Below are 13,763 nucleotides of genomic sequence, written 5' to 3'. Positions count from 1 at the left end.
TGTGTGCGACATCCTGTGTGACGCATCGACGCAAGCCTAGCGCAGGCGGGTATTTTGGCTATCGGACATTTGTTTCCAATCGTTGGTGAATGTTTCTGAAGGCCACGGGCTAGAGCGCAGCAATCGGCCTCTGGATTGGCCAATATGACGCCGCCTGACCCTTGCAACGCCGACGACGCTACTGCTTAATACGGGATGGCTCATGGCATCGAAAATCATTCGATGACCGACAAACACTATAAAAAGAGCACTCCCTTGACCGAGCACGGAACGCAACAGGTTGCGCGGGTAACGTTGTCGCTGGTGATCCCTGTTTTTAACGAAGAGGACAGCCTCGACACGTTTCTGCTGCGCATCGACGAAGTCTTTCAGACACAAGCGTTGATCGACCTTGAGCTGGTATTCGTCAACGACGGCAGCACTGATGCCACGCTTGAACGCCTGCTCGAGCGTCAACAGCAAGACTCGCGTGTGCGGATCGTCGACCTGAGCCGTAATTTCGGTAAGGAAGCGGCGTTGTCTGCTGGTTTGCAGATTGCCACCGGGCAGATCGTCGTACCGATCGATGCTGATTTGCAGGACCCGCCCGAAGTCATCCTGCAAATGATCGAGCGCTGGCGAGAAGGCTTTGAAGTGGTGCTCGGCCACCGCATCAGCCGGCGCAGCGATACCTGGGCCAAACAAACATCGGCCCACTGGTTCTATCGCCTGCACAACAAGATCGCCGAACAGCCATTGCCCGAAAACGTCGGTGATTTCCGCCTGATGGATCGCTGCGTGGTCGATGCCTTGCTGACCTTGCCCGAATCCCGTCGATTCATGAAAGGCCTGTTTGCCTGGGTCGGCTTTCGTACCACTCACGTCGATTACGAGCGCCCCGAGCGCGCGGCCGGGCAGAGTAAATTCAACGGCTGGCGGCTGTGGAACTTCGCCCTCGAAGGCATTACCAGCTTCAGTACCGAACCGTTGCGAGTCTGGACGTACGTCGGCGCGCTGGTGTCGCTGGTGTCTTTTGCCTTCGCGATTTTCATTGTCGTGCGCACGTTGGTCTCGGGCATCGATTTGCCCGGTTATGCCTCATTGATGGTTGCCGTGACGTTTCTCGGAGGTTTGCAATTGATCGGCATTGGCGTGCTCGGTGAATACCTCGGCCGTACCTACATTGAAGCGAAGCGCCGACCGGTTTTTCTGGTGCGTCGTGTCTACGACTCGAAGGACTGAAACATGGATCTCAAGGAAACCGACATCCTCGGCGACAGCATCAACGAGCATTGGTATTACTGCTCCAAAGCGGCGGCAACCACGCGTTTGCTGGGTGATGCGCCGATCAGACGAATCCTCGACGTGGGCGCCGGTTCCGGATTTTTCTCGCATCATCTGCTGACGCATACCACCGCGCAGGAGGCATGGTGCGTCGACATCAGCTATCCCGCCGACTCGAGCACGACGACTGCCGGCAAACCGGTGCATTACCGGCGCGGGATTGAAAACCTCGACGCCGACCTGGTGTTGCTGATGGACGTGCTGGAACACGTTGACGATGACCTCGGCCTGCTCAGGATGTACGTCGATAAAGTGCCTTCCGGCAGCCGTTTTCTGATGACGGTGCCGGCCTTCCAGTTCCTCTGGAGCGGCCATGACGATTTCCTTGAACACAAGCGCCGCTACACCCTGGCGCAGTTCGAAACGCTGGCGCGCGATGCCGGCCTGACCGTGCAGCGCGGTGCCTATTATTTCGGCGCGGTGTTCCCGATTGCGGCGGCGTTACGGTTGTTACCGCAAGGCCCGCAGGCCTCAGCGCCGCGCTCACAGCTCAAGCGTCATCACCCGCTGGTAAACGGCGTACTGAAAACCCTGTGCAGCCTTGAACTGCCGCTGATGGGCATGAATCGTCTGGCCGGTTTGAGCGTTTTCGTGTTGGCGCAAAAACCGTGACCTCAGGCGAAAAATCAGCGCTGATCCAGCGCGGTTTACGCTTTGCCGTGACCGGTGTGTTTGTCACGGCTCTGCATGCGCTGGTCGCGGTGTTGTTCATCAACTTCATCAGCCCGCAGCCGCCCTTGGCCAACGGTGTTGCGTTTGCCGTGGCGACGGTTGTTTCCTACGTGATCAATACCACCTGGAGTTTTTCCGCCCGACTGCGTGGCAGAACGTTGCTGCGCTTTCTGCTGGTATCGGTGGGCGGATTCCTGTTGGCGATGTTCGTTGCCTGGGCTGCGCAGATGGCCGGGTTGCATTATTTGTTGGGAATCGTCGCGGTGGCGCTGACCATTCCGGCATTCACTTTTGTACTGCACAACTTCTGGACGTATCGATGAAGGATTCCACAAAACGCCTGGCTGTCACTCTGTTGCCGTTGATGATCGGCGTATTGGCGTTCTTCATCGTCGTCGGCCCTCGGGCGCTTGATCCGCAGAATATTGCCTGGCTGGGGCAAGGCGATCCGGCAACGCACTATCTGGGATGGGCATTTTTCCGTCAGGCGCCGTGGACGTTTCCGCTCGGCCTGAATCCGACATACGGACTGGAGTTGAGCAACGGCCTGATCTTTTCCGACTCCAATCCGCTGCTGGCATTGTTGTTCAAGCCATTTGCTGCATGGCTTCCGCAGACATTTCAGTATTTCGGAATCTGGTTTCTCGCCTGTTTTGTCCTGCAAGCATGGTTCGCCTGGAAACTGGTCGGGCTGGTCACCTCCAGTGTCACTTTGCGGGCATTGGGTTGTGCACTTTTTCTGTTTGCTCCGCCGATGATCATCCGCATGCCGACCCATTTGTCGCTGGCCGGACATTTTCTGATTCTGGCCGCCTTGTACCTGGCCTTGCGCCCGGTGGACCCGCGGCGACGTCTGGCCTGGGGGATTTTGCTGGCGTGCACCGCGCTGATTCATGCGTATTTTCTGGCCATGGTCGCGCTGCTCTGGCTGGCCGATCTGCTCGCTCGGTATTTCAAAGCGCGGCTGACCTTGCGTGATGTCGCCATCGAACTGGTTCTGCTGTTCGCCTTGGTGAGTTTTTGCTGCTGGCAGGCGGGGTATTTTTCCGTCAACGGCTCCGATGCGGTTTCCGACGGATTTGGCTTGTACCGAGCCAATGTGCTGACACTGTTCAGTCCCAATCACTGGTCATACCTTCTCAAGGATCTGCCTGGTGGTCTGGGTGATACGGAAGGTTTCAGTTATCTCGGACTGGGCCTGTTATTGCTGGCCGTCTGTGGGCTGGTCGGGTGGCTGCAAGGGCAGACCGGGTTGGCGCAGTCGCTGCGTCGGCACTGGCTTGTGCTGATCGCGCTGGCCGGGCTGACGGTGTTTGCGGTGTCCAACAACATTGCCGTTGCAGGGGCGAATTTCACCTATCCGTTACCGGACAAGATAATCGCCATCGCCAATATTTTCCGGGCCTCGGGACGCATGTTCTGGCCGGTGTATTACGCGTTCATTCTGTTGATCATTTACCTGGTTGTTCGCGCCAATAAACCGCGTGTGGCAACCGTGCTGATGGCGCTGGCGCTGGCCGTTCAAGTTGCGGATACGCACAGCGGCTGGTCGTTGGTGCGCAAGCAGTTGATGGTCGCGCCAAGCACGCAATGGAAGACGCCCTTTGTCGACCCGTTCTGGAAAAATGCCGCCGAGCATTATCAGAAAGTCCGCTGGATCCTTCCGCAGAACCTGTCGCCGGAGTGGATGAACGTCGCCGCATTCGCCGCAACGCATGGGCTGCCGACCGACGCTGTCTATCTGGGACGGATGGGCAAGGACCAGTGGGAGGTGGCTGATCAGCACAGCCGCACGATGTTGGCTTCGGGGCAATATGACGCGGATTCGTTGTACCTGCTCAGTGATCGGGCACTGCTGCAGGCAGTTTCCACCGTCAATACCGAAACGGATCTGTTCACCCGTATCGATGGATTCCGGGTGCTGGCGCCGGGCTGGAAAAAGTGTCGTGAATGCGTGCAGGTGCCCGTCGATCAGACGCCACAACAGCTAGTGCCTGAGTTCGTCTCCGGAGCAAAAGCGCAGTTCAGCTATGGTGCTGCTGGTAAGGATTATCTCGCGCGCGGCTGGTCGGATGCCGAAACCTGGGGCGTCTGGTCCAGCGGTGCCGAAGCGGAAATGGTCATGCGAGTGAACGATTCGGCCCGCACCCTGCATCTTCAGGCCACGGCGTTCCTTGCCCCGGGGCATATGCGCCAACGCGTGGTGATCAAGCTCAATGGCATCGAAGCACTGGCGACCACGCTGGACCAGCCGGAAGGCAACAGTCTCCAATTGCAGCTCACTCCGGCTATCCGCCAACGCATCACGCAAGAGGGTTTGCTGCGGGTGCAACTGCAGTTCGCCGATGCGATCAGTCCTGAGCAGTTGGGCGTCGGCCAGGATCGCCGACAACTCGCCATAGGCCTGAAGGCAATGTCGATCAACTGAGCCGTGTCCGCATAGACGTTGTCGGCGGACCTTTCTACACTGCCCTTCAGACTGGGGATCGGGGAGCAATGGATGAACCGCAATGAACTACGCAAGGCCGACATCAACCTGATGGTGGTGTTCGAGACCTTGATGCTCGAGCGCAACGTGACCCGGGCGGCGGAGAAACTGTTCCTCGGCCAGCCGACCATCAGCTCGGCGCTCAATCGCCTGCGCACGATGCTCAACGATCCGCTGTTCATCCGCGTCGGCCATCGCATGGAGCCGACGGCCCGCGCCGAGGATATCTTTCGCCATCTCAAGCCTGCGCTCGACTCACTGTCGGTGGCACTGAGCCTGACCCGCGATTTCGATCCGGCGGTCAGCACCATGACCTTTCGCATCGGCCTGTCCGACGACGTCGAGTTCGGCTTGCTGCCGCCGCTGTTGCGCGCCTTGCGCCAGGAAGCGCCGAACGTGGTGTTTGTCGTGCAGCATGTCGATTACTGGCGGATTCCCGATCTGCTCGCCGCCGGCGACATCACCGTCGGCATCAGCCAGACCCGTGGCCTGCCGGCCAATGCCAAGCGCAAACTGCTGCGGCATATTCAGCCGAGCATCCTGCGTGCCGATGCCTCGGCTACTCCGCTGACTCTCGACGAATATTGCGCACGGCCGCACGTACTGGTGTCGCACACGGCGAATGTCAGTGGTTTCGCTGATGAATGGCTGGCGGAACTCGGGCGCACTCGCCAGGTGGTGCTGTCGGTGCCGCAATACAGCGCGTTGCCGGCGTTGCTGGCTGGTACCGATCTGATCGCCAGCCTGCCGGATTACACCGCCGCCGCGATGGCCACCTCGGGATTGCTGTTCAAGGAACCGTTTCCGTTCAAGACGCCGACACTGGACCTGTCGATGGTCTGGCTCAGCCATGTCGACAGCGATCCGGCCGAGCGTTGGTTGCGTTCAAGGCTGGAAGCTTTCATGAGTGAACGACCGGTGATTCCATCCTGATCAACACCGCACCTGTAGGAGCTGCGGCACGCTGCGATCTTTTGATCTTTGAATCTCAAGATCAAAAGATCGCAGCCTCGTTTCACTCGACAGCTCCTACAGGGAAAAATGCGCAGAGCTGCTTGTGGTATATGTACGAACTTTCCGCTGACTCACTGGAGCCTCCCGATGCCACACCTGCACTTGGAATACACCGCCAACCTGCCGCAGTTGAACGCCGACGTCGCTTTGATCCGGCTCAACAATACGTTGGTGGGGTCCGGTCAGTTCGCGGCGGAGTTCGATATCAAGAGCCGCGCGACCAAAGTCGAGACGTTCAAGGTCGGCACGGCAATGGCCGAGCGCGCCTTTGTCTACGTGAAACTGGCGCTGCTCAGCGGTCGTTCAGCGGAGATCAAGAAACAGCTGTCGCAGAGTTTGCTGGCGGTGTTGCAGGATCTCTGCGAATGGCCGGCCGGGCTCGAAGTGCAGTTGTGTGTCGAGTTGGTCGACATCGAACGCGAGTCCTACAGCAAAACCGCCATCGGCGTTTAAGCCTCAGGCCGCTTCCAGCTCACTGCACACCTTGATCACTTGTTCGCGCAGCCAGACATTGGCGCTGTCCTGATCGACCGTCTGGCTCCACTGCATGTCGAGGGTGAACCCCGGCAAGCCGTTCGGCGCCTCACAGTGATTGAACACCGCTTCGTTGGTGAGCAGACGCTGAATGCGCCGGGGCAGGGTGAGGATGAAATCGGTGCCGGTGATCATCTTCAACGCGGCGCTATAACTGTTCGAGCGCGCGACAATCTGGCGTTTCTGCGCTTGCCGTGCCAGCCAGCCGTCGACCATGTTGGTGGTCGAGGTCCACGGTGTCGGAAACACGTGCCGCCGCTCGGTAAAGGCCTGCAGACTCAGGCGCGGTTCCAGCGGCGTGGCACGTTTGTCGAAGACGCAGACCAGATCGTCTTCGAGCAACATCCGTGACTTGAGGTCGGTGTGATGGCGGTGGAAGTTGGGGCCGAAACTGATCACCAGGTCGAGGCTGCCATCGCGCAACTCATCGGCCGGCACGTCGGTTTCAAACTTGTGCATGTTGACCATCACTGGCAAGTCATCGAAATCGAAGCGCTTCAACAGCCGTGGCAGGATCAGTTGCTCGAAGTATTCCGGGGCACAGATATTGAACGTGACGGCCTGCTGGCTCGGGTCGAACGCCGGGGCACCGGCATGACACAGGTTGATGCTTTCGAGGATCTTCTGCACATGGCCGTACATGCTGCTGGCCTTGTAGGTCGGCCGCATGCCGGTGCGCGTGTTGATGAACAACTCGTCTTCAAAACTGGTGCGCAGTTTCTTCAGGCAGTAACTGACGGTGGACTGGCTGACAAACAGCGTTTCCGAGACATCGGTGACGCTGCTTTGCTCATACACGGCGATAAACACCATGAGATCCTGCATGTCGAGCTTTCGAAGCAAGTTACTGTTCAGCATCCGTTCCGTCCCGCTGTGCTCCTTGCGCTGAATCCGCGCAAACGTGTGCGAACGATCCTAACGGAACGATGGTGCCAGGACAAAGCCTTGTAGGACATTTCACGGACAGTTGTGGGACAGAAACTTTTAGCAACACGACGTCGTCCGACAAAGGGCTAAAACATGGCCAGAGGCCTCTAGTCGGTTCAGTCAAAATGCCGCGTGTAATGCCGGGGATCGAAGCGCCACACCATCAACAGCATGATCACCATCACCGCCGTCAGCGACCACCAGGCCCATTCGAAACTGCCTAATTGATCGCGGACAATCCCGGCCATCAACGGCGAGAGCCCGGCAATCAGGTAACCGATGCCTTGCACAAAAGCCGTCAGGCCCCCGGCGCGTTGCGGGTTATCGAGATGATCCAGCGAGACGATCAGACTCATCGGAAACAGCCCGCCAATGCCCAGCCCCAACAAACAGAGCCAGAGCAGGCTGAGATGTTGCGGACTGAGGATCAAACCGCAGAAACCGGCGATGATCAGCCCGAGCAAGGCCATCAGCACCCCGCGCCGGTCACGGCTGCGATTGGCGATGGCCGGCACTACCAGGCCGGAAATCACCTCCATCGCCGTCAGAAAACCTAACAGCAGCCCTGCGTTTTGTTCACTCCAGCCCTTTTCCACGTAGTACGGCGCCAGCCAGGCGAGCACACAGGTGTAGGACGCCGTGCCCAAGCCAAAGAAGATTGCGAGTAGCCAGGCGCGGGAATTGTTGAAGAACGACTCTTTCTGTGTCGCCACGGCAGCCGGGGATGACAGATTTTTACGCTGCGTCCAGCCAGACACAAAGGCCAGCAATGCCAACGCAGCCCAGACAGCCAGTGCGATCCGCCAACTGCCGGTGTGCGCCAGCATCAGTGGCGCGAACGACGCCGCGATGGCCGCACCGCCCATGATCGAAGTGACGTACAAGCCCATGCATAGCGCCACGTTGTCGGGGAAGCGCGATTTGATCAGCGCCGGCATCAATGCCTGAATCAGCGCAATGCCAATGCCCGCCAGCACGGCGCTGGCAATCAATTCGGCAGCAGAGTCGATCATCAGCCGCGACAGCGTCGCCAATCCGATGATCAGTAACGACAGCAGTACGGTGCGCAGTTCGCCGAGACGCTGACTGATGCGAATGCCGAAAAACATCGCCAGCCCCATCGCCATCACCGGCAGCATGGTCAACAGCGAGGCGAGGCTGAAACTCAACGCAATGTCACCACGAATCGCCGAGAGCAACGGCCCGACCGCCGCCATCGAAGGACGCAGGTTGAGCGCGACGAGTATGATCGCGAACATCAGCCAGACTGCTGGGCGGGCGGTGGTGGTGCGGACGTTTTCCATCATCGGACCTTTGAGCGGAGCTGACGATTTAGCGCAGCCCCGTCACCGCCGCGCAAACCAGAAAACCCGCCCCGCAACCTAAAAATCAAATACCCGCTACGACGCCTGTAGGAGCTGCCGAAGGTTCGGGCCGCGTTCGGACGATCTTTTGATCTTGAAGCAGGATCAAGATCAAAAGATCGCAGCCTGCGGCAGCTCCTACAGGGGTGTTTTCTGAATAAAAGCTGAATCATTCTCAAATGCTTGGCATGTTTCAGAGTATTCCGACAAGCCAACTAATCGTTGGCGTCTTTTTCACAAAAAATTGATGGTTGCCTGCTTAAAGTCTGTCACGCCTTGGTTAATGAAATTTTCACAAATAACCGAGGCGCGTCCTTTCGGGAAGTAATTACCTTTATGTTGAAGTTAAAAGCCGTGCGCCCGGAATGGGTGACGTTGATTGCCAGCGCCTTTCTTTTGATCGGTTTCAATTTCGTGCTCTGGCAGCATCTGTTCGACATCACTGCCGCAGACGGCAAAGGCATCGCCATGCGCGTGGCTTTCGCGGTGATGATCTTTGCGGCGTTCAACATTGTGCTGACGTTCCTGGCCTTTCGGCCACTGCTTAAACCGGTTCTGACGTTGATGTTTTTGCTCAGCGCCGGCGTGGCTTATTTCATGAGCCAGTATGGCGTGATGATTGATGCGGGGATGTTTAGAAACTTCGCCGAAACCAATATCACCGAAGTGCGCGATCTGCTGTCGTTGAAGTTGTTGGCTTATATAGTATTGCTCGGTGTCTTGCCGTCATGGTTGTTGTGGAAAGTGCCGGTCAACTATCGTCGCTGGCACCGCGAGTTGTTCAGTAAGGTTATTGTCAGTGTGGCGTCGACAGCAGTCATCGGTGGTGTTGCACTGGCTAACTACCAAGGGTTATCGTCGCTGTTTCGCAATCACCATGAAATTCGTTTGATGCTGGTGCCGAGCAACTACATTGGCGCATCGGCCGGCTATCTTCGCGAGCTGGTGGCTTCGGCAGAGCAACCGTTTATCAAGATTGGTGAAGACGCTCAGCGTAATCCCGATGTGAAGCTGCAGCCGCGTAAATCGCTGACGGTACTGGTGGTGGGTGAAAGTGCGCGTGCCGAGAACTTTGGCATCCTCGGCTACAACCGGGACACCACGCCGCAACTCGACAAGGAAACCGGGCTGATTGCCTTCACCGACGTGCATTCCTGTGGCACGGAAACCGCTGTCTCGGTGCCGTGCATGTTCTCCAACATGGGGCGCAAGGATTACGACGCGAGCAAGGCGAAGAACGAAGAAGGCCTGCTCGACGTGCTCAAACGTGCTGGTATCGATGTGATCTGGCGCGATAACCAGTCAGGCTGCAAAGGTACCTGTGATCGCGTGACGGTGCAGGATGTCAGCAACTTGAAAGACCCGACCCTGTGTGCCAACAGCGAATGCCGTGACGAAATTCTTCTGCAAGGCCTGCAAAGCTTTATTGATCATCTGGACAAAGACACCGTGCTGGTTCTGCACCAGATGGGCAGCCACGGCCCGGAATACTTCAAGCGTTATCCAAAAGAGTACGAGCACTTCACCCCGGTCTGTGAAAGTAACGCGCTGAACAATTGCAGCCGCGAAAGTATCGTCAACGGCTACGACAACACGCTGGTGTACACCGATCATGTGCTGTCGAGCCTGATCGACGTGTTGCGCAACAATCAGGACAAGGTCGATACCGCCATGTTGTATCTGTCCGATCACGGCGAATCGCTGGGCGAGTACAACCTGTTCCTGCACGGCACGCCTTACATGCTGGCGCCGGAGCAACAGAAACACGTAGCGATGCTGGCGTGGTTCTCCGATAGCTATCAGAAGGCCTATTCGGTCGACACTCATTGCCTGCAAATGAGCCGCGACAAACCGCTGAGCCAGGACAACCTGTTCCATTCGATGCTCGGCCTTCTGGAAGTGAAGAGTTCGGTGTATCAGCCGGGTCTGGACATGTTCGCCGGCTGCCGTGGCGCCGTGATCGACGGCGTCCTGGCCAAGGACTGAAACATTCCCCTGTAGGAGCTGCCAAAGGTTCGGGCCGCGTTCGGACGATCTTTTGATCTTCAATAACAGGATCAAAAGATCGCAGCCTTCGGCAGCTCCTACAGGTAATGGCCGCGTTTGATCCTTCTGTCAGACTATTCTTGCTCTTGGGCAGGACATTTCGTTACAGCTCTTGCCCTTCGCAGGCGCGTAAATCGCCAGTGGCGATATATACTGCGCGCCATTCTTCAAGGGAGAGCCGTGTGGCCATCGATATTCACTGGATTCGCGACAACGATAGCCTCGCGCAGTTTTGCGCCGAGTGGCAGCAGTTGCCTTTCGTTGCCCTCGACACCGAATTCATGCGGGTCGACACCTTCTACCCGATTGCCGGCCTGTTGCAGGTCGGCGACGGCAAACGCGCCTACCTGATTGATCCGCTGACCATCAATGCCTGGCAACCGCTCGCCGCATTGCTGGAAAACCCGGCCGTACTCAAAGTCCTGCACGCCTGCAGCGAAGACCTCGAAGTGCTGTTGCGCTTGACCGGCAGCCTGCCGGCGCCGATGTTCGACACACAATTGGCCGCCGCTTACCTGAACCTCGGTTTCTCCATGGGCTATTCGCGCCTGGTGCAAGCGGTGCTCGGTATCGAACTGCCGAAGGGCGAGACGCGCTCCGACTGGTTGCAGCGACCACTGTCCGAAACCCAGATCAGCTACGCCGCCGAAGACGCCGTGCACCTGGCGGAAGTTTTCGTACAACTGCGGCCGAAACTGTCTGACGACAAGTTCGCCTGGGTGCTGGAGGACGGCGCCGAACTGGTTGCCAACCTGCGCCGTGAAAGCGATCCGTACGAGGTTTACCGCGAGGCCAAACTGGCGTGGAAACTCTCGCGCGCGCAATTGGCGGTTCTGCGTGAACTGTGCGCCTGGCGTGAAACCGAAGCCCGTGCCCGGGATCTGCCGCGCAACCGAATTGTTCGTGAGCATTCGCTGTGGCCGCTGGCCCGCACGCAACCGGACAACCTCGCGGCGCTGGGCAAGATCGAAGACATGCACCCGCGTACCGTGCGTCAGGACGGTCAATTTCTGCTTGATCTGATCAAGCGCTCTGGCAGTGTGGGGCCTGATCAGTGGCCACCTGCCGTGGCGGAACCGTTGCCGATCGAAGCCGCCGCGTTGATCAAACAACTGCGCGCACTGGGTCAGGCCGAAGCTGAACGCCTCGATATCGCCCCGGAATTGATGCTGCGCAAGAAAACCCTCGAAGCCCTGGTCAAAAGCGGCTACCCCGAGGGTCCTTACCAATTGCCTGAGTCGTTGCGTGGCTGGCGCCGCGAACTCATGGGCCAGAAGCTGCTCGACAGCCTGGCCACCGCCGGAGAACAGCCTTGAAACGTATTTGCTCTATTTACCAAAGCTCGAAGCGCAAGGGCATGTATCTCTATGTGCTCAAGAGCGATGAGCTGGAACGCGTGCCCGAGGCCCTGATGGCGGCCTTCGGCAAAGCCATATTTACCTTCAGTCTGGTGTTGACGCCCGAGCGTAAACTGGCCAGCGAAGACATCGTCCTGGTTCTGGAAAACCTCGAAAAGCAGGGCTATCACCTGCAAATGCCGCCGGCCGAGGACGAGTACATCGAGCACTTGCCCGAAGAGTTGCTGCGACGCAACGATCCGGTCTGATCTGCAAGGCCCTGTCCTGGGCCTTGGTTAACCCTGGAACTGTTTTTACCGCGATGGCCGCCCTGAATCCGGTGGCCATCTGCACGGTTTGCGAAAGGTTTGAAGATGCGCGTTCTGATTGCTGAACACGACCACGCGATATACGCCCGACTGCTGCGTCAGGCAGTGCCGGAACTCGAAGTGCTGACCAGTGGCGACTCTGCCGAACTGGCGCGTCAGGCTGCCGATTGCCCGGTGTGGCTGGGGCAGCCGGATCTGTTGGCGACGCTGTTGCGCCAAGGGCATCAGCCACAATGGCTGCAATCGACCTGGGCCGGCATCACGCCGCTGCTCGCCGACGGCTTGCGTCGCGATTACCGCCTGACCCGGGCGGTGGGGATTTTTGGCCAGGTCATGGCTGAATATGTCCTCACCTACATGCTCGGTCATGAGCGCGAAGTGCTGGCGCGTCTGGTCAGCCAGGTCGAGCGCAAGTGGGACAATCGCACCGGCCAGAGTCTTGTCGGACGCAAGGTGCTGATCGTTGGCACCGGTGACATCGGCCAGAGTGTCGCGCAGTTTCTGCGGCCGTTCGGCGTCGAGCTGTATGGCATCGCCAGCAGCGCCCGCGAGCAGGCGCCGTTTGTCGAAGTCGGCTCGATGGCCGATCTGCCACGGCTGGTCGGCGAAGTCGATTACGTGGTCAATCTGCTGCCCAACACCGAACACACCCACGATATCTACGATGCGGCGCTGTTCCGGCAATTCAAGCCGACCGGGTTGTTCATCAATGCCGGACGCGGTGTCGCGGTGGTCGATGCGGATCTGGTGGAAGCGCTGAAGGAAGGGCATCTGGCGGGCGCGGTGATCGATGTCTGCCGTCAGGAACCGTTGCCGCAACGTCATCCGTTCTGGACCGCGTGGGGCTTGCTGCTGACCGGGCACAGCTCGGCGCCGACGTCACCGGCGTTGATGGTGCAGCTGTTTGTCGACAACCTGAAGGCGTATCAGGCGAGTGAGGCGTTGCGCGGCGAAGTGGATTTCAACCGCGGGTATTGATCTCCTTGCTTCAGATCATTCCCACGCGGAGCGTGGGAACGATCATTTGCGCTGTGGCTTAGAGGGTAAAGTCGCCTTCAGCCGCCAGTTCGTTCAGCGGACGACGCGGGCTTGGCTCTTCGCGCGCTTGCAGGTAATCCGCCAGGGTTGCCTTGTCACCCAGCTTGCCAACGGCCACAGCCGCGTGCAGCGCATAACCCTCGGGAATGTTCAGCTCCTTGCGTGTCTGCTCTTGATCGAAACCGGCCATGCCGTGGGTGTGCCAGCCGCTGATGCTCGCTTGCAGCGCCAGATGGCCCCACGCCGAACCCGTGTCAAACGTGTGCCACAGCGCCGGCGTTTCTTCAGTGGCGCCCGGTGCCGTGAACGTGGTTTTCGAAATCACGATCACCAGCGCCGACGCATGCTGCGCCCAGCTACGGTTGAACTCATTGAGCAGGCCCAGATAACGCTGCCAGTTCGGCGTATCGCGACGCGCGTAGAGGAAACGCCATGGCTGCGAGTTGTACGCCGAGGGCGCCCAGCGCGCGGCTTCGAAGAAACTCAGCAGGGTTTCTTCCGGGATTGCTTCGCCAGTGAAGGCGCGCGGCGACCAGCGGTCGGTGAATTGCGGGTGAATGGCGTAATCGGCAACGCGAGGGTTGGCACTCATCAAGAGATTCCTTGCTACGTTTGAGTAAAAGATTCGAACGAAAACCCGGCGGGATCAGTTGCGCTGAACAATGGGAGTTTTCCGAGCCTGACAGTTCAC

The 13,763-nt window shown here is 58.6% G+C and carries 13 protein-coding genes; 10 read left to right on the top strand and 3 right to left on the bottom strand.

From position 1 onward, the window contains the following. Positions 1 to 255 precede the first annotated feature (255 nt). From QOL84_RS12125 to QOL84_RS12100, 6 genes are all read left to right on the top strand, one after another. A complete protein-coding gene (locus QOL84_RS12125; RefSeq protein WP_283437343.1) occupies positions 256 to 1,221 on the top strand; it encodes a glycosyltransferase family 2 protein in 966 nt (321 codons plus the stop codon). A 3-nt stretch (positions 1,222 to 1,224) separates the two neighbouring features. Beyond that, positions 1,225 to 1,935: a class I SAM-dependent methyltransferase gene (locus tag QOL84_RS12120; RefSeq protein WP_283437342.1), complete on the top strand. Its 711-nt coding sequence runs from the start codon at positions 1,225 to 1,227 to the stop codon at positions 1,933 to 1,935. After that, positions 1,932 to 2,318, top strand: coding sequence for a GtrA family protein (locus QOL84_RS12115; protein ID WP_283437341.1), 387 nt, complete (start codon positions 1,932 to 1,934; stop codon positions 2,316 to 2,318). Before QOL84_RS12120 ends, QOL84_RS12115 begins: the two co-directional genes overlap by 4 nt. Beyond that, positions 2,315 to 4,423, top strand: coding sequence for a DUF6311 domain-containing protein (locus tag QOL84_RS12110; protein ID WP_283437340.1), 2,109 nt, complete (start codon positions 2,315 to 2,317; stop codon positions 4,421 to 4,423). The genes QOL84_RS12115 and QOL84_RS12110 overlap by 4 nt, the downstream gene beginning before the upstream one ends. A 72-nt stretch (positions 4,424 to 4,495) precedes the next feature. Further along, complete coding sequence (locus QOL84_RS12105; RefSeq protein ID WP_283437339.1) at positions 4,496 to 5,416, top strand: LysR substrate-binding domain-containing protein; 921 nt, start codon at positions 4,496 to 4,498, stop codon at positions 5,414 to 5,416. Positions 5,417 to 5,584: 168 nt separating this feature from the next. Next, positions 5,585 to 5,950: a 5-carboxymethyl-2-hydroxymuconate Delta-isomerase gene (locus tag QOL84_RS12100; protein ID WP_283437338.1), complete on the top strand. Its 366-nt coding sequence runs from the start codon at positions 5,585 to 5,587 to the stop codon at positions 5,948 to 5,950. Between the two features lie 3 nt (positions 5,951 to 5,953). Here the strand turns inward: QOL84_RS12100 and QOL84_RS12095 are convergent, their stop codons facing one another. Both QOL84_RS12095 and QOL84_RS12090 read right to left on the bottom strand, forming a co-directional pair. Continuing rightward, a complete protein-coding gene (locus tag QOL84_RS12095; protein WP_129390488.1) occupies positions 5,954 to 6,889 on the bottom strand; it encodes a LysR family transcriptional regulator in 936 nt (311 codons plus the stop codon). Between the two features lie 185 nt (positions 6,890 to 7,074). Further along, on the bottom strand, positions 7,075 to 8,262 hold the full coding sequence (locus QOL84_RS12090) for a cyanate transporter (RefSeq protein ID WP_283437337.1): 1,188 nt from the start codon (positions 8,260 to 8,262) through the stop codon (positions 7,075 to 7,077). 396 nt (positions 8,263 to 8,658) lie between these two features. Between QOL84_RS12090 and QOL84_RS12085 the strand changes: the two genes are divergently transcribed. The 4 genes from QOL84_RS12085 (at position 8,659) to QOL84_RS12070 (ending at position 13,012) form a co-directional block, all read left to right on the top strand. Further along, complete coding sequence (locus tag QOL84_RS12085) at positions 8,659 to 10,308, top strand: phosphoethanolamine transferase (RefSeq protein ID WP_283437336.1); 1,650 nt, start codon at positions 8,659 to 8,661, stop codon at positions 10,306 to 10,308. 242 nt (positions 10,309 to 10,550) lie between these two features. Beyond that, positions 10,551 to 11,684 (top strand): ribonuclease D, encoded by a 1,134-nt coding sequence (rnd, locus tag QOL84_RS12080; RefSeq protein ID WP_283437335.1) that lies wholly within the window; start codon positions 10,551 to 10,553, stop codon positions 11,682 to 11,684. Next, positions 11,681 to 11,974, top strand: coding sequence for a YcgL domain-containing protein (locus QOL84_RS12075; protein ID WP_283437334.1), 294 nt, complete (start codon positions 11,681 to 11,683; stop codon positions 11,972 to 11,974). The genes rnd and QOL84_RS12075 overlap by 4 nt, the downstream gene beginning before the upstream one ends. Positions 11,975 to 12,079: 105 nt before the next feature. Beyond that, a complete protein-coding gene (locus QOL84_RS12070) occupies positions 12,080 to 13,012 on the top strand; it encodes a D-2-hydroxyacid dehydrogenase (RefSeq protein ID WP_283437333.1) in 933 nt (310 codons plus the stop codon). A 58-nt stretch (positions 13,013 to 13,070) separates the two neighbouring features. Here the strand turns inward: QOL84_RS12070 and QOL84_RS12065 are convergent, their stop codons facing one another. Then, entirely contained in the window at positions 13,071 to 13,664 is a 594-nt protein-coding gene (locus QOL84_RS12065) for a nitroreductase family protein (protein ID WP_283437332.1), read from the bottom strand. Positions 13,665 to 13,763 lie beyond the last annotated feature (99 nt).

It is taken from the genome of Pseudomonas helmanticensis (assembly GCF_900182985.1).
Taxonomy (GTDB): Bacteria; Pseudomonadota; Gammaproteobacteria; order Pseudomonadales; family Pseudomonadaceae; genus Aquipseudomonas; species Aquipseudomonas helmanticensis.
The sequence above is the reverse complement of the archived record's forward strand: the minus strand, read 5'-3'. Positions and strand labels throughout refer to the sequence as shown.

Excerpts from the sequence above, each read along its gene's own strand:
- QOL84_RS12120 (WP_283437342.1), top strand. The coding sequence starts at position 1,225 with ATGGATCTCAAGGAAACCGACATCCTCGGCGACAGCATCAACGAGCAT.
- QOL84_RS12110 (WP_283437340.1), top strand. The coding sequence starts at position 2,315 with ATGAAGGATTCCACAAAACGCCTGGCTGTCACTCTGTTGCCGTTGATG.
- QOL84_RS12105 (WP_283437339.1), top strand. The coding sequence starts at position 4,496 with ATGAACCGCAATGAACTACGCAAGGCCGACATCAACCTGATGGTGGTG.
- QOL84_RS12100 (WP_283437338.1), top strand. The coding sequence starts at position 5,585 with ATGCCACACCTGCACTTGGAATACACCGCCAACCTGCCGCAGTTGAAC.
- QOL84_RS12095 (WP_129390488.1), bottom strand. The coding sequence starts at position 6,889 with ATGCTGAACAGTAACTTGCTTCGAAAGCTCGACATGCAGGATCTCATG.
- QOL84_RS12090 (WP_283437337.1), bottom strand. The coding sequence starts at position 8,262 with ATGGAAAACGTCCGCACCACCACCGCCCGCCCAGCAGTCTGGCTGATG.
- QOL84_RS12085 (WP_283437336.1), top strand. The coding sequence starts at position 8,659 with ATGTTGAAGTTAAAAGCCGTGCGCCCGGAATGGGTGACGTTGATTGCC.
- QOL84_RS12070 (WP_283437333.1), top strand. The coding sequence starts at position 12,080 with ATGCGCGTTCTGATTGCTGAACACGACCACGCGATATACGCCCGACTG.
- QOL84_RS12065 (WP_283437332.1), bottom strand. The coding sequence starts at position 13,664 with ATGAGTGCCAACCCTCGCGTTGCCGATTACGCCATTCACCCGCAATTC.